General features: G+C 45.6%; 14 protein-coding genes. 8 read left to right on the top strand and 6 right to left on the bottom strand.

Annotated features, from left to right (window positions below):
- Positions 1–135: 135 nt before the first annotated feature.
- Positions 136–975, bottom strand: a complete 840-nt coding sequence (locus OB236_RS01915; protein ID WP_408638399.1) for a metallophosphoesterase — start codon at positions 973–975, stop codon at positions 136–138.
- Positions 976–1,448: 473 nt separating this feature from the next.
- On the opposite strand from OB236_RS01915, the gene OB236_RS01910 reads away from it, so the two are divergent.
- The 7 genes from OB236_RS01910 to OB236_RS01880 all read left to right on the top strand — a co-directional run bounded on the left by OB236_RS01910 (position 1,449) and on the right by OB236_RS01880 (position 13,301).
- Complete coding sequence (locus OB236_RS01910; RefSeq protein ID WP_256711137.1) at positions 1,449–2,411, top strand: ABC transporter permease; 963 nt, start codon at positions 1,449–1,451, stop codon at positions 2,409–2,411.
- Between the two features lie 19 nt (positions 2,412–2,430).
- On the top strand, positions 2,431–3,312 hold the full coding sequence (locus OB236_RS01905; RefSeq protein ID WP_076228051.1) for a carbohydrate ABC transporter permease: 882 nt from the start codon (positions 2,431–2,433) through the stop codon (positions 3,310–3,312).
- 156 nt (positions 3,313–3,468) lie between these two features.
- Positions 3,469–5,001 carry a type 2 periplasmic-binding domain-containing protein gene (locus OB236_RS01900; RefSeq protein WP_262682397.1) on the top strand — a complete coding sequence of 511 codons (1,533 nt, stop codon included), beginning with the start codon at positions 3,469–3,471 and terminating at the stop codon, positions 4,999–5,001.
- A gap of 107 nt (positions 5,002–5,108) precedes the next feature.
- Positions 5,109–7,133 (top strand): alpha-amylase family protein, encoded by a 2,025-nt coding sequence (locus OB236_RS01895; protein ID WP_262682395.1) that lies wholly within the window; start codon positions 5,109–5,111, stop codon positions 7,131–7,133.
- A gap of 216 nt (positions 7,134–7,349) precedes the next feature.
- Entirely contained in the window at positions 7,350–8,897 is a 1,548-nt protein-coding gene (locus OB236_RS01890; RefSeq protein ID WP_076228043.1) for a type 2 periplasmic-binding domain-containing protein, read from the top strand.
- A gap of 169 nt (positions 8,898–9,066) precedes the next feature.
- The gene (locus OB236_RS01885; protein WP_262682393.1) at positions 9,067–11,088 is read left to right on the top strand and encodes an alpha-amylase family protein; all 2,022 of its coding nucleotides are present in this window, start codon (positions 9,067–9,069) and stop codon (positions 11,086–11,088) included.
- A 197-nt stretch (positions 11,089–11,285) separates the two neighbouring features.
- Positions 11,286–13,301, top strand: a complete 2,016-nt coding sequence (locus OB236_RS01880; RefSeq protein ID WP_262682391.1) for a family 10 glycosylhydrolase — start codon at positions 11,286–11,288, stop codon at positions 13,299–13,301.
- Between the two features lie 100 nt (positions 13,302–13,401).
- Here the strand turns inward: OB236_RS01880 and OB236_RS01875 are convergent, their stop codons facing one another.
- Genes OB236_RS01875 through OB236_RS01865 form a run of 3 tightly spaced genes read right to left on the bottom strand, consistent with a single transcriptional unit; the run spans position 13,402 to position 16,711 of the window.
- Positions 13,402–14,379, bottom strand: coding sequence for an NAD-dependent epimerase/dehydratase family protein (locus tag OB236_RS01875; RefSeq protein ID WP_262682390.1), 978 nt, complete (start codon positions 14,377–14,379; stop codon positions 13,402–13,404).
- 41 nt (positions 14,380–14,420) lie between these two features.
- Positions 14,421–15,731 carry a UDP-glucose dehydrogenase family protein gene (locus tag OB236_RS01870; RefSeq protein WP_262682389.1) on the bottom strand — a complete coding sequence of 437 codons (1,311 nt, stop codon included), beginning with the start codon at positions 15,729–15,731 and terminating at the stop codon, positions 14,421–14,423.
- Positions 15,728–16,711: a sugar phosphate nucleotidyltransferase gene (locus tag OB236_RS01865; protein WP_262682387.1), complete on the bottom strand. Its 984-nt coding sequence runs from the start codon at positions 16,709–16,711 to the stop codon at positions 15,728–15,730. Before OB236_RS01865 ends, OB236_RS01870 begins: the two co-directional genes overlap by 4 nt.
- A 227-nt stretch (positions 16,712–16,938) precedes the next feature.
- Between OB236_RS01865 and OB236_RS01860 the strand changes: the two genes are divergently transcribed.
- A complete protein-coding gene (locus OB236_RS01860; protein ID WP_262682386.1) occupies positions 16,939–17,334 on the top strand; it encodes a hypothetical protein in 396 nt (131 codons plus the stop codon).
- 205 nt (positions 17,335–17,539) lie between these two features.
- Here the strand turns inward: OB236_RS01860 and OB236_RS01855 are convergent, their stop codons facing one another.
- Together OB236_RS01855 and OB236_RS01850 are read right to left on the bottom strand one after the other, a co-directional pair.
- Complete coding sequence (locus OB236_RS01855) at positions 17,540–18,682, bottom strand: glycosyltransferase family 4 protein (protein ID WP_262682385.1); 1,143 nt, start codon at positions 18,680–18,682, stop codon at positions 17,540–17,542.
- A gap of 58 nt (positions 18,683–18,740) precedes the next feature.
- On the bottom strand, positions 18,741–19,628 hold an 888-nt coding region (locus OB236_RS01850; protein WP_262682384.1), incomplete at its 5' end, for a hypothetical protein.

Genomic DNA, 19,628 nt, shown 5'->3' with positions numbered 1-19,628 from the left:
CGAAATCTGTGTGATGCTTTAAAATTGAAGGTGAAACTATAGATCATTGTAAGGGATTCGTGATCATAGTATCGCGAATCCCTTACGCATCTTAACGAATGTTATGCATGAACAAACCGCCGATTTTTACAATCGTTAGGATTTTACTCCTTTGACCGTGAGATTGAATTGATTGTTATTGATTGTCAAGGCTGCTTCATAATAACCTCTACCACAACCAGAGGAACTACATTTACATTGGTACGCACCCGAACATCCGCACACATAAAATTTGGTCTTGGTAAATCCAGGGTAAATATTTGTCAGCTTTTCATAAAATGTATGTGCATGATGAGTGAAAATAGCTATAATGTTATTTCTCACATTGGAAGGAATCGCATTGAAAAAATGGTCTGTTTCATTCTGACTCAAAACATGCGTAGGATCTACTGTAATTCCTTTTACCTTTAAAGGCCAATGACAATCGATAATATAGTAAAAATTAGGATCTAATTTTTTAAGCAAATTTATGCTTGCAAAGCTGAATTTTCCAGGTGCATTATCCAACCAGACATACTTCACTTTACCATTCGTCCCAGGGAAATTCATCTGTCCGAGAACATTTCCTAAATACTTTTTGAATAAAACTCTAGTATTATCTTCCCAATTTCCTATAGACGCCTTAAAGGGGATATTCTTGGTACCCAAAATCCCTCTGGCGACATCTTTAAATGCTTTATAATCCACATCAGCGGCTGTTCCCGTCGAACCGTGTTTATTATCCCCTCCAAAAATAACAAACTTTTTATTCCCCGTTTTCACTGCTTTAGATAACAGGCTTTTATAAATACTTAGTCCATTACCATAGCCGACATGACTATCACCAATAATCGTAAAATTGATTACTTGAGCAGCTGCTTTACGTACCGGTTTGGATTTGAAAAAAAGTTTAACTTTACTAAGTTTTTGATTGTTCCTTATCAATCTCAATTGCATTCATCCTTTCCATTAGTCGGATTTGTGTATGAATACTTTTATTCTTAATGGAACTTCTATGTGTGGGTAAAATGGTTGTATGAAATAAATGGGTTCTGTGAGCGCCCAATCGACCCATCCACAATCAACCAAGCGTGTCCCGCAGGGACGAAAAGCGCCCGAGAACACCAAAATCCCGCGCCAAATCAATCCATCCACAAGAAATCAAGCGTGTCCCACAGGGACGATAAGCGCCCCGAGAACACTACAGCCGCGCATTCGCCTGGGGAGTCCAGAGGGCGAAGCCTTTTGGGGCCCTCCCTATAGGGAGGGTTTGGGAGGGTCCCTCCTTCATATCAAAAGACAATTTCTGTCCATCCCTTCGGACCTTAATTGCATTTCAAGAATTGTCTGTATACTGCCCTCCTCCAGCAGTCTAGTATTAAGTCCACAGGGAAACAATCCACAACAAATGAGGAGAGAGGGCGTACACAATGATAGAATCCAACAAGGCCGTGTTGATCACCAGAGCAACCGGAAACGCAGGCTACTGGTCCAGGCTATGGAATCGGATGGTGCAGCACAAATATATGTATTTGCTGGCTTTACCGGGAATTTTGTTTTTCATGATATTTAAGTTTGCACCGATGTGGGGGCTGCTGCTTGCTTTTAAGGAGTATAACCCGTACAGCGGATTTGCCGGCAGTGAGTGGGTGGGATTCAAGCATTTCACCGAATTATTTACGGACAAAAATTTCTACATCATGCTGCGCAATACGTTTGCCATTAACATATTCGGCTTGGTGTTTATGTTCCCGCTGCCGATTATACTCGGCTTGATGTTGAACGAAGTTCGTCATGAGGTGTTCAAACGGATTAATCAGTCGATCGTATATTTACCGCATTTTTTATCATGGGTTGTTGTAGCAAGTATGACTTTTTTTGTACTGTCTACAGATGTCGGGATTATCAATAAATTAATAACGGACTCGGGTGGGGAAAGCATCGCTTTTCTATCGAATCCTAATTATTTCTGGGGAATGATCACGCTGCAAAGCATGTGGAAAGAGGTAGGCTGGGGTACGATCATCTTCCTCGCAGCGATGGCGGGTGTCGATCCGCAAAGATATGAAGCGGCTGTTGTTGACGGTGCAAGCCGTTGGCGGCAAATCTGGCATATTACCTTGCCTGCGATTCGACCTACTATTTTCATTTTGTTAATACTTCGTTTGGGACATATGGCCGATGTAGGCTTTGAGCAAATTTTGTTAATGATGAACCCGCTGGTTTCGTCCTTGGCAGAAGTATTTGATACCTATTCCTACACACAAGGGATTCTTAAAGGCCAGATCAGCACCGGGGTTACGGTCGGTATGTTTAAAGGTGTGGTAGGCTTTATCTTGGTCATGGTTTCCAATTATGTGGTTAAAAAATTAGGACACGAAGGAATCTATTAATTAAAGGAGGAGAAAACGGATGAGCTTTGTATCGAAAAAAAAATTGGAGCCCTTCGACTGGGTCAATTATTCATTGCTGGCCCTCATATCATTCGTCTGTGTGTTCCCGTTTCTATATGTGTTTAGTGTTTCTTTTACCGATCCACAGGTGTATGTGCCGCTGAAATTTTATGTGTTTCCGGAAAAGTGGTCGCTCTCCGCTTATAAATATATTTTATCGACCAACAGCTTTGCGAATGCTTTGAAAAGTACCGTGTTTATTACAACCATCGGTACGGTGATGAATGTAATTGTATCGTTCTCGTTGGCCTATGCTTTAACGAAAAAGACGATGCCAGGCCGCGGTATTATGATGGGCGCTGTTATTTTTACGCTCGTGTTCAGTGCGGGGATCGTGCCGAATTACCTGCTGATTAAAGAGCTGGGCTTGCTAAATTCATACTGGGCTCTGATCTGGCCGGCGCTGACCAATGCGTGGAGCTTGATTGTCATCAAAAGCTTTCTGGAATCGCTGCCCTCGGAGCTGGAGGATTCAGCCAAAATTGACGGCTGCTCCGATCTTGGCGTGTTCCTGCGTATCGTGATTCCATTGTCGATGCCTGCGATTGCGGCGTTTACCTTATTTTTTGCAGTAGCGCACTGGAATACGTATTTTAATGCATTGATCTATATTTCGGATTCGAAGAAATGGACGCTGCAGGTGCTGGTCAAAACACTCGTTATCGATTCCGATTCGAACGGTGTAGGTCAGGCGGGTTCCGGTGGAGATGATCGGATGGTTCCTCAGGAAACGATTCGAATGGCTTCGATCATGCTGTCGATGGCGCCAATTCTTGTCATCTACCCGTTTTTGCAAAAACACTTTGCCAAAGGTGTTATGCTGGGTTCAGTAAAAGGTTAGTCAATTCGAAGGACGGACAATTTTTATCCTGAGCAAATCAGCGCATCAATTGTCTGTATCACTCGGTCCAATCCAGGTTTAGATTGAATAGGAGTAGAGAGCTTTCATGTAAGAAAGCATTTTTATGAAACCATACGATGCAGGAGGATTTATTCAATGACAACATCAAGAACATGGACAGCCAGCGTATCTGGCGTGGTAGCACTATCTTTATTGGCAGGCTGCGGAGGCAACGATGGTCAATCTCAGACACCGGGCGCAGCAGCAGGCGCAGGCAATACAAGCAAGCCGCTCGAAATTAAAATGTTTGCCGGGCTTTACAATGAAGTTCCCGATATGAAAAATGCATTTTGGACCGAATGGCAAAAAAGAACGAACAGCAAGCTTGATATCGAATGGGTACCCGACGGTGATTTGAATACGAAGCTGGATTTATTGCTGGCCTCCGCGGATCTTCCCGAGGTTCTGGCAGCACCGTCTGCGGTGCGTCCTACATTATTGAATGCTGTCCGCAGCGGCGCATTTTGGGATTTGACGCCTTTCCTTGGCGATCTGAGCGAATATCCGAACCTGAAAAACAATCTGGCCAAGGACGCGCTCAAATATTTGACGGTTGATGGTAAAATCTATGCGGTTCCGCGTTCCCGTTCCCGAATTGATCCCGGTATCAAAATCCGTAAGGACTGGCTGGACAAGCTGAGCATTCCCGTACCGAAAACCTTGGATGAATATGCGGCAGCCTTGAAAAAAATCGTGGAAAGCGATCCTGACGGCAACGGCAAGAAGGATACGCTGGGCTTGATCGGTAACGAAATTATAGTAAAGGATGCTGATCCTTCGTTTGCCGCAGGCTTCGGTGCCTTGGATCCTACTTATAATGCCGAAGGCGGTATGATCGAGAGCCGTTTGACTCCGCAGTATAGCGACGCGGTTGCCTTTTACAAAAAGCTTTTTGATGATGGCATTCTTTCCAAGGAATTTGCGGTTATGAAAAAAACGCAAGCCGAGGAATTGTATAAAACCGGTCGTGCCGCTTCCTATGGACGCAGTGTTTGGTGGGACAATGAGTGGGAAACCGCAATCAAGAAAGTACAGCCGGACGCTCAAATTTTGAACCTGCATTTAAAAGGACCTAAGGGAGACGCTATTGAGCTGCAAACCGGTGTATCCGGTGGTTACTACATTTCCAAAAAGGTTCCTGAGGCCAAGGTGAAGGAGCTGCTGAAATATTTTGACCAAACCGCTTCCAATGAATTAACGGATCTGGCTTATTATGGTATTGAAGGCATACACTACAAGCTTGTTGACGGACAGAAGGTGCTGAATGATCAAGGCATCAAGGAAGTGAACACCACAAGCAAAGGCGCAGGTGTGCTTGCCTATTCCAAGTGGGGTAAGGTAGAGAGCGCTTCAGGCAGCAAAGCTTATAATGATGCAAAGAAAAAAGAAGTGGAAATTTTCGATGAGGTCGGTAAAGTCAATCCGTTTAACTACACGGTGTCGAATACCTGGAACAGCACATGGCCTAAATACGAGAATGAATGGAAAGCCAATGTGACTAAAGCGATCGTTGGTCAAATTACGCTGGATGAATACAAGGCCTACGTCGACAAGATTAACAACACACCGGAAATGAAAAAAGCTTACAAGGAATTTACCGAGTCGTACAAATCTTTTACCGGTAAGTAAGAAGAGCAAGTAAGCAAATACAACAACCATTCAACGGTTACCAAGCCGTGTGGAGCCTCCAGACCATTGGCACACATGTAGCTGGTAACCGTTTCCAGGAGGAAGCTATGGATACAACGAACAAATCTTGGTGGCAAAAGCCGCTGCGTGTTATTCAACCGAATCTTCAGGTCCGCGACACTGATCAAATCGATCCGCAGGAGCTGGCTGCTCAAATGAAAGATATGGGAGCCAATACAATTGTCTTTAATGTCGGCGGCATTTATGGCTGGTATCCGTCCAAGGTCAAATTTCATACGTTGAATGAATTTTTACCAACAAGCTTTGATCTCTTAAAAGAAGTCATCGAAGCGTGTCATCAGCAGGATATCCGGTTTATTGCACGTGTTGATTTCAGTAAAGCGGAGGATTCCATCTACTTGCAGCGGCCGGAATGGTTTGCCAGAGATCTTCAAGGTGAGCCGATTACGATTGGTGCCAAACGGCCGGGCAACTGGTCACTGCTGATGTCTACCTGCATTAACAGCGCTTATCGGAATGAGGCAGTGGCGATTCCCGTACTTCAGGAAATTATCGATAACTATGACATTGACGGGATTTTCTTCAATGCACCTAATTACACCCTCTGCTACTGTGAAGCCTGCCGCCGCAAATATACGAATCTGTACGGAACAGAAATGCCGACAGAACGAAAAGCTTTCGAACCGGCCTGGGAATCGACCTGCCTGCGCGATAATATGGATAACCTGTACACAATGATCAAACAAACCGGCAAAGATATTCCGATGATCCTTTACTACAATCTGTACCATGATAATTTATTTGATCGTGCGGAAACGACTGATATGCTGTGCACGGAGCCGCAGGATATTTTGTCGCTCGGACATCATCATATTCCGGAATTTTGGAAGCCAGCTTTAAGTATGAAAATGGGCCGCAGCCTGCCGGATCGTCCGACTCCTTTTGGCATCGTGCATTCAAGTCCGGGTATGGATTGGCGGCATACAGGGCTTCCTCCGGCTGAGTACAGCTTCTGGCTGTCGCAAATTCCGGCTCATGGCGGGAGCATCTGGCATTCCTTAACAGGGATACCGAATACGATTGGTGACAAAAGAATTCTGGATGTCGTGAAAAATTTCAACATCAGCGTCGAGAAGGTCGAGAACTATATGGATGGGGCTGCTCCCGTAGCGCAGATTGCCATGATGTGGACAGCAGATGCCTCGGCAGAGGGCTGGGCCGACGGCTTGATCAATATGCAAATTCCTTTTGATGTGCTGCTGGAGGCACAGGCGACAACTGATAAGCTTTCGCACTATCGTGGTCTTGTTATCCCGGAAGGAATGGAATATTCGGATTCATTTATTGCTAATATTAGCGAATACGTTCATGCTGGTGGTCATATTTTTGCCGAGGGAGCGATTCCGAATCACCCTTCTCTGCTGAAACTGCTTGGTATTTCAGAGGATATGTATACAAGCGAGTCATTGCTGGCCTCGTACCTGCGTTTTGAGGGTGCTGACAATCCATTGCAAAAGGGACTGGAGCATACCGAGCTGATCGCTCATCGTGGCAAGGTCAATTATGTCAAACCCACGGGAGCAGATACACAGGTGCTGGCGACATTGGTGCCGCCATTCTCACCACTTGAAAGTGTGGGAGCGCCTCCGGAACGTGCTTCACTGCCGGTTAGCCATACGGATTTACCACTTGCCGTTTGGAATCCATCAGGAAAAGGCCACGCGATGTACTTACCGTTCTCCTTAAGCCAATTGATCAATGAATTTAAATTGGGTGAGCACTACCAGTTCTTATCCAATGCGATTGATATGGCACTCGCTGAACATAAATTTATTGAAGTCAGCAACTTCCAGGGATTGCAAATGACTGTTTTTGAAAAAGATAAGACATTGCTTGTCCACCTTGTTAACGGAGTGGGCAAACGTCCACTATCTACCAATATTCCGCTGCATCAGATCGAGGTGTCGATCAGGTTGAAGGGTAAAAGCGTGAAGGCTGTGAAGCAGCTCATTTCCGGGCAGCCATTAGAATTTGAGAGCAAGCAGGACAAATTAGCGGTTTCCGTTCCGAAATTGGATATTTGGGAGTGTCTGCTGATCGAATTTGAGTAAAGCGAAGGCAGACCAATCTTGCTGCCCGGACAGTTTTTGACTTAAGCAGCGTTTAGCATGAATTGTCTGTATGATTCCGATTGTTTGGCATTTAATATCGGGTTATCGGGGTTCACGTTCGGACAACGAACGGAGCCTCGACCCAATGCCATGACAAACTGAAGTTTGGCTTGGAAGTTGGTTCAACTTTACAAAACTTTTGAGGGGGACAATTTAATGAAAGCGTTTCAAAAATGGTCTGCAGGCATTTCATGTGTAGTTGCTTTATCATTAGCTGCTGGATGCTCAGGAGGTACTACAGAGAAAGCTGCACCTGCGGCAGCTGGAACAGGAACTGCGACCGACACCAAGGCTCCGGCGAAGCCGCTGGAAATTAAAATTTTTGCCGGTCTGTACAACGAAGTGCCTGATATGAAAAATGCGTATTGGACGGAATGGCAAAAGAGAACCAATAGCAAGCTGGATATCGAATGGGTGCCCGATGGCGATTTGAAAACGAAAGCAGATTTGTTGTTCGCATCAGCTGATCTTCCAGAAGTCGTGGCATCCCCTGATTCTACCTGGCCGACACTGCGCAGTGCGATCAAGAATGGTGCCTTCTGGGATTTAACTCCATTTCTTGGCGATCTGAGCCAGTATCCGAACCTGAAAAAGAACATGGCCCCGGATTGGCAAAAGTATTTATCGGTAGACGGCAAAATCTATGCGGTTCCACGTTCCCGTTCACGAATTGATAACGGTATCAAAATCCGTAAGGACTGGCTCGACAAGATGAATATTGCTGTGCCGACTACCTTGGATGAATATGCAGCTGCCCTGAAGAAGATTGTTGATAGCGATCCCGATGGCAATGGCAAGAAGGATACGCTTGGTCTTATCGGACACGGTGTCATTATTAATGATGGAGACGACGCGTTTGCGGCCGGCTTCGGTGCGCTGGACCCTACTTATAATGCAGAAGGCGGCATGATCGACAAGAGAATGACTCCGCAGTGGACCGAGATGGTGAATTGGTTCAGAGGCTTGTATACCGATGGTGTGCTGTCCAAGGAATTCGCGGTTATGAAGAAAACGCAAGCTGAAGAGCTGTACAAGACTGGCAGAGCCGCTTCCTATGCCCGCAGTGTGTGGTGGGACAAAGAGTGGGAGGATTCCATCAACAAAACACAGCCAAATTCCAAAATTATAAACCTGAATCTGAAAGGACCTAAAGGCGACGCCATTGTGTTATCCACTGGTGTATCCGGCGGCTATTACATTTCCAAGAAGGTTCCTGAAGCCAAGGTTAAGGAACTGCTGAAATACTTCGACTACACAGCTTCCGATGAAATGACCGATTTTGGTTATTATGGACTGGAGGGCGTGCATCATAAAGTAGTCGGTGGTCAAAAAGTATTGACTGAGCAGGGTGTGAAAGAGGTTAATACCACAAGTAAAGGCGCGGGCGTTCTGGCTTATGCCAAATGGGGTAAGGTGGAAAGCGCATCAGGAGACAAAGCTTATAACGATGCGAAGAAAAAAGAAGTCGAAGCCTATGACACGATTGGCAAGGTAGATCCTTTCCGCTATGTGTACTCTGCGACCTTCAACAGCACTTGGCCGAAATATGAAAGCGAATGGAAATCGATGATGACCAAAGCAATCGTAGGACAAATCTCAATGGATGAATACAAAGCCTATATTGAAAAATTAAACAACCTGCCTGAAATGAAAAAAGCTTATATGGAAAACACCGAGGCCTACAAGGAATTTAACAAGAAATAAGCACAGAGTGCGCGGAATGTGAAAATGAAATGAACGGAGTGCGGTTACCGGGGGCTTCCTCTGGTAACCGTTTCTATGGTAAATGCTTACGAAGAAAGCTTCCTACGGAAGCTCAGTTAATGCTTACGAAGTTAGTTTTGCTTAAGCAAAACTTTTAGGAGGGTCAATCATGCAGAACCATACCAAAGCGTGGTGGCAAAAGCCGCTGCGTGTAGTTCAAACCAATTTGCAGATTAAAGACACCTCGCTGATCGAACCGGATCGGTTTGCTGCCCAAATGAAGCAGATGGGGGCCAATACCATCGTCTTTAACGTGGCGGGAATTTATGCCTGGTATCCATCCAAGGTGCCTTTCCATACAATTAATGAATATTTACCGCACAACTTCGATTTATTGAAGGAAGTGATCAGAGCTTGTCATGAGCAGGATATTCGCTTCATCGCACGGTTTGACTTCAGCAAGACGGAAGACAAGTTTTATTTGCAAAAGCCGCAATGGTTCATCCGACAGCCATCAGGCGAACCCGAGATGATAGGTGCAGGGCGGCCGGGAAATTGGTCTTTGTTGATGTCGACCTGCCTGAATGGTGGTTATCGCAATGAGGATGTAGCTATTCCGGTGCTGGATGAGGTCATTAGCAATTATGACATCGACGGGATCTTTTTTAATGCGCCTCGTTTCGTACTCTGCTGGTGTGAAGCTTGCCAGAAGAAATACTTTAAGCTGTTTCAAAAGCCGCTTCCAGCCGATAAAAGCCAATTTGATCCGAGCTGGGCACCCACCTGCTTCCGTAACAATGCGAACCATTGGTACAATTTTATCAAAAAGAAAAATCCTGAACTTCCGATGATTTTATACCTGTACCCAGCCAATATGCTGGATCGTGAGCAAACCTCAGATCTGCACTGCACGGAGCCGCAGGATATTTTGTCGCTTGGACATCATCATATTCCTGAGTTTTGGAAGCCTGCCCTCAGTATGAAGCTGGGCAAATCATTGCCGGGTCGGCCTACACCATGCGGGATCGTTCACTCCAGTCCAGGTATGGACTGGCGGCATACAGGACTTCCGCCAGCGGAATACCGTTTTTGGCTGTCACAAATTCCGGCTCAAGGCGGGAACATCTGGCATTCGTTAACAGGCATACCGGAGACGATCGAAGACAAACGGATTCTGGACGTAGTGAGTGATTTCAATCGCAGCGTAGAAAAAGTAGAGAGCTATATGGAGGATGCGGTCGGTGTCGCGCAAATCGCGATGATGTGGACAGGTGACCCATCGGCAGAGGGTTGGGCTGATGGCTTGATCAACATGCAAATACCATTTGATGTAATCCTCAGTGTACATGCAACCTCTGAAAAATTGTCACGCTACAAGGGTCTCATTATCCCTGAGGGAATAAAAGTTAGTGACGCGTTTATTGCGACCCTTCATCAGTATGTGAAAGGTGGCGGAACTATTGTCGTCGAAGGTGCAGTTCCTGAAAATGAGCAGCTGCTTGAATTATTGGGCATCTCCAACCAGCTATACACGAGTGAGGCGCTGACAGCATCTTACCTGCGCTTTGAGGGAGATAACAATCCACTGCAAAAGGGAATGGAGCATACCGGCTTGATCGCACATCGAGGCAAGGTGATGTATGTGAAGCCGATTGGCAGCGATACGCAGGTGCTTGCTACCTTGGTACCGCCGTTCTCACCACTTGAGAGTGTGGGAGCGCCCCCGGAGCGGGCGTCGCTTCCGGTCAGCCATTCGGATCTGCCGCTCGTGATCCGGAATCGAACCGGCACAGGCCAAGCTGTGTACATGCCTTTTTCACTCAGTCACTTGATTAATGAATTCAAGCTGGGTGAGCATTATCAGCTTCTGTCCAATGTTATCGATATGGCTCTTGGTGACGATAAGCTCATTGAGATCAGCAACATTCATGGTCTGCAGATGACCGTTTTTGAAAAAAGCAATACCATGCTCATTCATCTTGTTAATGGTGTCGGAAAGCGCCCGCTGGCAACGAACATCCCGCTGCACGACATCGAAGTCAGGCTGAAGCTGGATGACCGCAAGGTCACACAGATCCGTCAGCTGATCTCCGGTCAGGCGATGACACCTAATATAAGGGATGGCAAGCTAGACATCACCGTCCCACGGCTGGACATCTGGGAGTGCTTGTTCATAGAATTTGAAAAATAAATCTTTAAGTTGGGTGAATAAGGAGTGGAGCGACCGTGGTGTTCTGGAGATAGCAGAGCGGTGCCTTTGTTCATGTAAACTTACCGTTAAATGTCTGATCCAATCAGAGTTTCCATGAACAACAGCAATCGTAAGAACACTTCGGTCGCGCAGCGATTCTTATTCCCCCAACTTTCATCTCGCTGGGAGGCAAAGTTATGAGCTGGTGGAAATCAAACAATTTACGATTAATTCAAAATAACCTGCGTGAAACGGATGCTAATCTGAATGTGGATCGTCTGATTGAAGATTTGCAGCGATTATCCACGAATGTACTGATGATGAACGCAGGTGGGATCGTTGCCTTTTATCCGACAAAGCTTGAGTATCAATACCGAGCTGCTAATCAGCAGAAGGATTTGCTGAAGGAAGCTATCGAAAAAGCGCATGCTCATGGCATGAAAATTATCGCCCGTTTTGATTTCAGTAAAGCGCATGAATCGATTTTTGACAAACGGCCTGAATGGTTTTACAGAACCCGTGAGGGCAAAGAGGTCAATTATCATGGGATCGTGCATACGTGCATTAACGGCTACTATCAAAGAGAATATTCACTGCAAATGATTGACGAAGTGATATCAAATTACGATGTAGATGGCATTTTCTTCAACATGTTTGGCTATCAGACGCGTGATTATAGCGGCACTCATTACGGAATCTGCTTTTGCGATAGCTGCAAGGCCAATTTTCATGAATTTAGCGGTTTGCATCTACCGTTAACCGAAAGCTTGGATGATCCGGTATACCGCCAATATAAATTGTTCCAGGATGCGACCACCAAGGAAATGCTGGATCGTATCCATGCACTGGTGAAAAGCAAAAACAAGGATATCGCGATCTCGACGTATAACGAGCATAAGGTCGATATTGTCCGCAAGGAATCGAATACGGATAACAAGCGTCCCCATCCGGTTTGGTTGTATTCAGCCTCGGAAAATGTGCAGTCGCTGGAGGATTCCTGGGAGGATAAGCTGGTCAGCAACTGCTGCATCAATGCGATTGATCTGGTCCATCGGTTTACCGGCGTATCCAAGCATGAGGTCAATATTCGCTTGAAGGAAGGCTTGGCGAGTGGATCGGGACTCGATTTTTGCATTATCGGCGTGTTCGAGGATTATCCGGATCGTGAGAATTTGCCGACGGTTGCGGCCATCTATGAGTATCACAAAAACAATGAACAATATTATGGGAATTTTATTTCAATGTCCGATGTCGCCCTGATCAAGCCAGGCAAGCCCGTTCAGAAAAATATGAAGGAATATTTGGGGCTTTACAAAATGCTGAAGGAGGAGCATGTGCTGTTCGACGTTCTGGATCAAAATGTTCTCGCGACGAAAGCGGGATCGCCCAAGCGCTATAAAGCGATTATGATCCCGGATATTACGAGCTTTTCAGAGGATGAGCTGCAGGCGCTGGAAGCTCTTTATCTACAAGGTGTTTGTTTGTTCAGTACAGGTGGGTCCTTCACCGAAGGCATTGAGAATGCGTCTTTTCTCCAGCACAGGTTTGATGTCAAGTTGGAAAGTGTGCACGTACACACGCAAGAGGCCGCTTACCTGCTAACTGACAATAAGGAGCTTTTTGCTAGCTTTCCTGATCGTGATTGGATCTTCCTGACCGACAGCTTTTACCGCGTTGAATTTGGACCGAATACGGATAAGCAGCTTCCTTACGTTATTCCATCCACATTTGGTCCGCCAGAGCGTGCTTCCGGCCATCGAATCTCCGAGCAGCATTGGGGAGCGGGCATCCATATGAATGGGAACGACAAGGCTGTGTATATCCCATGGCAGGCTGGTGATCTCTATTACAAGCATGGCTATGCCGATCATAAAAACGCGGTTATGGATTTGCTCCATCATACTCTGGATCAACCGTTGACTCTGGCGACGAATGCGCCGACGAATGTGGAGGTGTTTTTTCACAAGCTGCCTGATGGCAATTATATCCTGCATGTGCTGAACCTTTCCGGCTTTAACGGTGTATCGTATACAACTCCACTTCCTGTCTATGACTTGAAGGTAACGCTTCATGGATTAGAAGCATGCAGTGAGGCTATTCATCTATCCGAACCATCCCAACCCCAAGCTGTGTTTGTCCAAACCGAACAGGAGATGTCGATTGAAATACCGGAATTGAATGATTTTGCTGCAATTGTGATTCGTACCCGATAAGAAATTTTGTACAGCCCCATTATAGAAACAATGAAGCCTCCGCTCCACGGTTCAAGTGGAAACGGGAGGCTTCATTGTTTGAAAATGAATAATCTTATTACTATTTTGAATCCTGGTCGGATGCAGGCATCATTGTAGTCATTTCATATATATCGTGTACTTCTTGTTCAAGTCCATGGTACAAATCCATCTTAGGCTCGTAGCCCAGTAAGGATTGGGCCTTAGTAATATCTGCCCAAGTATTCCTGGGTTCCCCATACGTAGGTCGGATAAACTGAATGTCCACTTTTTTGCCAACCAATCGTTCCAATATAGAAATACATTCCAGAACCGAAGCGCGTTCCTTACCACCGATATTGATGGTTTCACCGACGACATGATCCGCATAGGCAACCTGGGCAACCGCTCGAACACAATCTTCTACAAATGTGAAGTCTCGGGTTTGCTGACCATCACCATATATGGGTATCGGTTTATTGTGCATAATGTGATTAATAAAACGGTGAAATGCCATATCCGGCCGCTGTCTCGGACCATACACGGTGAAGAAACGAAGGATCACGATAGGAACCTCATCATTATGAGCGTATACGTGACACAGCTGTTCCCCGGTAAGCTTGCTGACTCCATACGGAGATAAGGGATCTGTTGGAGTAAGCTCGTTGACTTGCCCCGTCTTTTCTCCATATACGGAAGAGGTTGAAGCGTAAATCAATTTCTGGACCGGATACTGTCGGCAGCCCTCTAGCAAGCATTGCGTAGCCAAAATATTGTTCGTCACGTAAGTCTCAAAGTCGGGGCCAAAGCTCGAGCGAACACCAGGGATTGCCGCCAGATGATAGACAATATCCACCTGTGGGAGCAGGTTCTCCCATGAAACTTTCAAAATATGCTGCTGAATAAAAGAAAACCGCGGGTGATGAAGCAGCTTTCGAAGATTGCGCTCCCTCATCCAATTGGGAGTAGCCGATTGGACAAAGGCATCCAGTCCGATCACCTGATTGTTTTCATCCTGAAGCAATCGCTCGCATAGATGTGAACCTATAAATCCGGCAGCGCCAGTGACTAATATCTGCATAACAACCATCCTTTAGCTGATTTAGGTACGTCGACTTTATTTTATTTGTGCATCTGAGTCCAGTTCATGCCAATGCCAGAATAATGATAGCCCTGTGAAGTTAATTGCGCGCCATCCAGCATATTTCTGCCATCCAACAGGAAAGGCTGCTTCAAGAGGCTTTTTAATTGTCCCCAGTCCGCCGTGATATACGGCTTCCATTCCGAGCATAGGATGACAGCATCACAATCCTGAATAGTTTCCTCCAAGGAATCGAACTGCTGCAGCTGTTCGGAGTACATGCTGCCCGGAAGCTTGGCTACCGGATCGTGGACTCTGATCACAGCAGAGCTTTTCAGTAATTTTGCAATAATGCCGATTGCGGGCGCTTCTCTGATATCATCGGTATCCGGTTTAAAGGAAATGCCTAATACCGCGATTGTTTTCCCGTTGAACGAGCCCAGCAGCTGCTCCCAAATGTCCAAATAATAGACAGCTTGCGACTGATTGACCTGCACAACTTTTTCTAGAATCGTTAAGCTCAGGTCATGCTCCTGAGCTGTAAACAGCAGCGCATGGATATCCTTGGGAAAGCAGGAGCCTCCATATCCGATGCCTGCTCTTAAAAAGTGCGCTCCAATCCTATGATCCATCCCGATCCCGACTGCAACATCGGCAATATTCACTCCTAATTTCGTGCACAGTCTGGCCAATTCATTAATATAGGAGATTTTCGTAGCCAAAAAGGCATTTGCAGCATATTTGATCAGCTCAGCTGTTTTGGGCTTGGTAACCACAACAGGACAGCTTAATTTCTCATATAAAGATCGAAGCCGTTCTGTGGCTTGGTCATTTTCACTGCCAATAATAATCCGATCAGGCTCAAGAGCATCTCGTAATGCGCTGCCTTCTCTCAGAAATTCAGGATTAGATATCACGTCAAAAGAAATCGCTGTAAGCTGGGCTTGGGTAATCCATTGGACTACTTGTTCGTTGGTTCCAACAGGAACCGTGCTTTTGATAACAACTAGTCTGTATCCAGGCATGTTTTTACCGATACTCTCCGCTGCTTCTTTAATAAACCTCAGATCCGCACTGCCATCACTTCCTGAGGGTGTCCCGACACAGAGGAAGATGACTTCATTATCGCAGACAGCCATGTCCACCTCTGAGGTAAACGTGATCCCGCCGGAAGCCAAATGCTTTCTTAATGCATCGTCCAAGCCAGGCTCATAAAAGGGGAGTACGCCTTGACTCAACATTCGTATCCTTGACTCATTCGGGTCCAATCCTGTTACATTCCACCCAAGCTCTGTAAGCAGCAAAGCTGTAGTCACGCCGACATAGCCCATTCCCATAATTAGAATATTCATTTGTTGGTTCCTCCGTAGGTCAGCACGTACATTAATTGCGGACCGAGAATGGCATGACTTAGGGCAGTTCCAGTATCAAACAGCTCAAGTCCTTCCAGCAAGATGCAGTTCTCCATATGGCAACCGTCCAGCTTAACTTGCGGACCAATGGTTACATAAGGACCGATAATGCAGTTCCTTAATAAGGCGGTAGGGTCAATGAGCACAGGGGGAATGATTATGCATTCGTCCAAACGTTTGCGATTATTCAGCAATCCATCGATATCCATCTGATCCAGCATCCAGTGATTCGCTTCAAGCCATCGTTCCATCGTCCCCACATCTGAATAGTTTTGTTCTGTCTTGTGGAAGACTGCTGAATAGCCATGATCGATCATCCACGAAATGGCATCCGTGATTTCATATTCTCCTCTTGGAGAGGGTCTGATTGCATGTATGGCCTTGAATATGTCTGCACTAAAAGCATAAGCTCCCAGGACGGCGAGGTTAGACTTGGGTGACACAGGTTTTTCTTCAAGTCCTACTATTCGATTCCCGGCGATTTCCGCAATGCCAAAATCCTGTGGGTTTGCAACGTTTCCCAGCATAATCGCGACCTCATGGTGATCATAAAGAATGGCTTGAGCCAAAGGCTCCAAGGACTCTGTAATCAGGTTATCCCCTAATAATAAGATGAAGGGTTCATCCAGAATAAAGGATTCGGCCTGAAGAACTGCATTTGAAATCCCAAGGGGCTGCAATTGATGAATATAGGTAATATCCAAATTCCACTGCTCACCTGTGCCAATTTCTTTCATGAAAAGCGCGAGGTGCTCGGGACGTATGACAATTCCAATCTCACGTATTTGTAATTTAATCAACTGTTCAATGCAGTAATAAAGAATAGGTTTGTTCGCTACCGGGAGTAATACTTTTGGTGTTGCTTCGGAAAAGGGGTAGAGCCGGGTGCCTTTGCCTGCACAGAGAATTAATCCCTTCATAAGGTTTGAGCTCCTTGCTAATATGAATTTATTATTAATTTATGAATATCATTTTCTATATGTTAGGGCGATTAGCAGTTCATAGAAAAATATGCGCTTTGATCAATAAGTGTAGTGGGGTCAACTGAATTCCGCCTTTCTACTCTATCAAAAGCCTACACAATTAGATTAGGAAATCATAGAATACAGGGAAACCTGAGAAGTTTCAAAATTAGAAAGCGAAGGGAATGATCGTGGTGTCATTGGCAGAACAAGTGAAGCTAATGCTTGACAACCATCCTGAGGTTGTAGAAATTCAAGTGGAATATTTGAACGGGGAGACACGGGATTATTCTCTTGAAGAAGAGGGAGAGGACGGAGCGCCTTCCTTATCCAGAGAATCTGTAATTAGCAGTATGTTGAGTGAAGTGGATTGGGCTCAAGTGGATCAAATTGAAGTGGAAATGGAAAATGGTGACAAAGTCGAGATGGATGTAGAGACTGGAGAATTGGAAGCCCCTGAAGCAGATGATGAAGAAGACGAAGAGGAAGATGAAGACGAAGACAGCGAAGACGAAGAAAGTGAAGAAGAAGAAGAAGAAGAAGAAGAAGAAGAAGAAGAAGACAGTGACGAAGAGGTTTAAGGAAGGACATGTAAATTTAATTGCTTTAGCGGTGATCAACCCGGGAGCTTGCCGGGTTGATCAATCGTTCATGGAAGATATTGTTATTAAATCTATGTAAGTGTACAAGCTGCTTACATGGAGATAGAAAAAGCTGCTGCTCAGCCCTAACGCTGGACTCCTGTCGTCAGGAAGTCCAGCTTAGGAACTGAGTCTGAAGGGTTCGTTATCTGCGTTCCCAGACGGACAAGATGTCGTCAGCAACTCGCTGCCAAGTGAAATGCTGCTCAACCATACGACGGCCATTCAGACCCATTTGACGAGAACTATGAAGATCAGATAACAACAAATTAAGATGATGCGCATATTCCATGGGATCTTCCGGATCCGTTATTAGAATGCCATTATTACCCCTTACAATTTCCGGGTTTCCTCCCCGATTGGTGGTGAGAAAAGGGAGTCCTGCAGCCATTGCCTCGTAGTGGACTCTTGCCAACGGCTCCTGCCAGATGGATGTACAAACAAAAATATCACTCGCACAGAACCAACGATGAACATCGTGAGCTTGAACGTATCCGGTTGTGATTACGGGTATAGGGGAACGCACAGCTAGAGCGCGGACATAAGCGACATAGTCACTAATCGTATTATCGCTGTACCAAGCACCACCTACAATGACAAGCGCGGCATCGGAATGCCGCAGATGAGACATGGCGCGGACAAGGACGTGTGGACCTTTGTTACGCGACAATCTCCCTACAAACAGGATTATCTTTTTGGATGCAAGATTGTGCTCCGTTCTAATACTTTCTCTAGCCTGCAACGAATACTGGGATTCGGTCCAAGGGGCAAACTTGCCTAAATCAACCCCGGAGTAGATCGTTTTCAGCTTCGGCTCTGCTTGAGGGAAGTATTCGCTTATCGCACTACCAATATAATTACTAATGGTAATGATCCGTTCAGCTTGCTCAATGGCAGCGCTGCCCTCGGCTTTGCTGATTTTCGCAGGATTAAACATATCGTTATGCATACTTAATATAATTCTGGCGCCCGGTGCGGCCTCATGAACGGGAGCAATGAGCTTCGGACGATTAAAAATATGAATGATATCATATTGCTCCTGACTCTGCGAGAGGAAGCCGATCACCCCTTGAACATAAAGATCTAACACTCCATCTGAATTGACACGGACATAGCGGATACCATCGGTGACTTCTTCGTTTAATAAATCAGGATCTGTTCTTCCAAGGATCGTAATTTGATGATGCTTGCTTAGTAGCGAAGCAACACCACAGATATAAGTCTGGATGGCACCGCCCCTAATGTTGGGAACAGGCAGTTTTTCAGTACAAATCATTAAAATATTCATTAGGCCGTATCCTCCTAAATTTAATAGAAAACTTACATCGTAAGCATCTATTTTATAATCAGGCTGTCTTCTGCGTCCTTGGTTTATACATTGGTTTGGTGGAAGATTTAAGCGGAATCGCTTGTTTTTTCTTGACTTCTATTTTCTTTTTGGTTACAGGGGACGGTTGCCCAGCTTTTTTTACTGTCGTTTTCTTAAGCTTTTTAACGATTTTCAGTTTGGATACAGGCCGCGATTGCAACTGTTTTTTGCGTGTTTTACGTTTGGTCTTAACAACCACTTTTTTGACTTTTTTCTTCAATCTCGAAGGTTTAGGAATTTGAATGACGATCCGTTCCGGCTCATTAGCAGGAGGCTGTGCAGCTGCGCTGTTATTAGCTTGTGCGACTGTATTTGCAGCTAGCTCTTGAGTCCCAACGGCTGCTGGAGGATGCATGATAGGCACTCCTGCCGGCTCATAAATAAGGGGCGCATGTGTAAATAGACCAAAATGATCAGAATGAGCAGGTGTAGTCGAAGTATCAGAGTCTGATAAGTAGATCGGATTAGACAATGGCGTATACGGCTGGTAATCCAAATCAGTATCAAAAACAGGAATGGCTTCTTGCTGGTAATCCAAATCAGTATCAAAAACAGGAATGGCTTCTTGGTGCTGGTGAGCAAAGTCAGTATCAAAAACAGGAATGGCTTCTTGGTGCTGGTGAGCGAAGTCAGTATCAAAAATAGGAATGGCTTCTTGCTGCTGGCGAGCGAAATCAGTATCAAAAACAGGAATGGCTTCTTGCTGCTGGTGAGCAAAATCAGCATCGAAAACAGGAATGGCTTCTTGCTGCTGGTGAGTGAAATCAGCATCGAAAGCAGGAATGGCTTCTTGCTGCTGGTGAGCGAAATCAGCATCGAAAGCAGGAATGGCTTCTTGCTGCTGGTGAGCGAAATCAGCATCGAA

It is taken from the genome of Paenibacillus baimaensis, from assembly GCF_025567575.1.
Note: the sequence above shows the minus strand (reverse complement) of the source record. Positions and strands in the feature narration are given on the sequence as shown.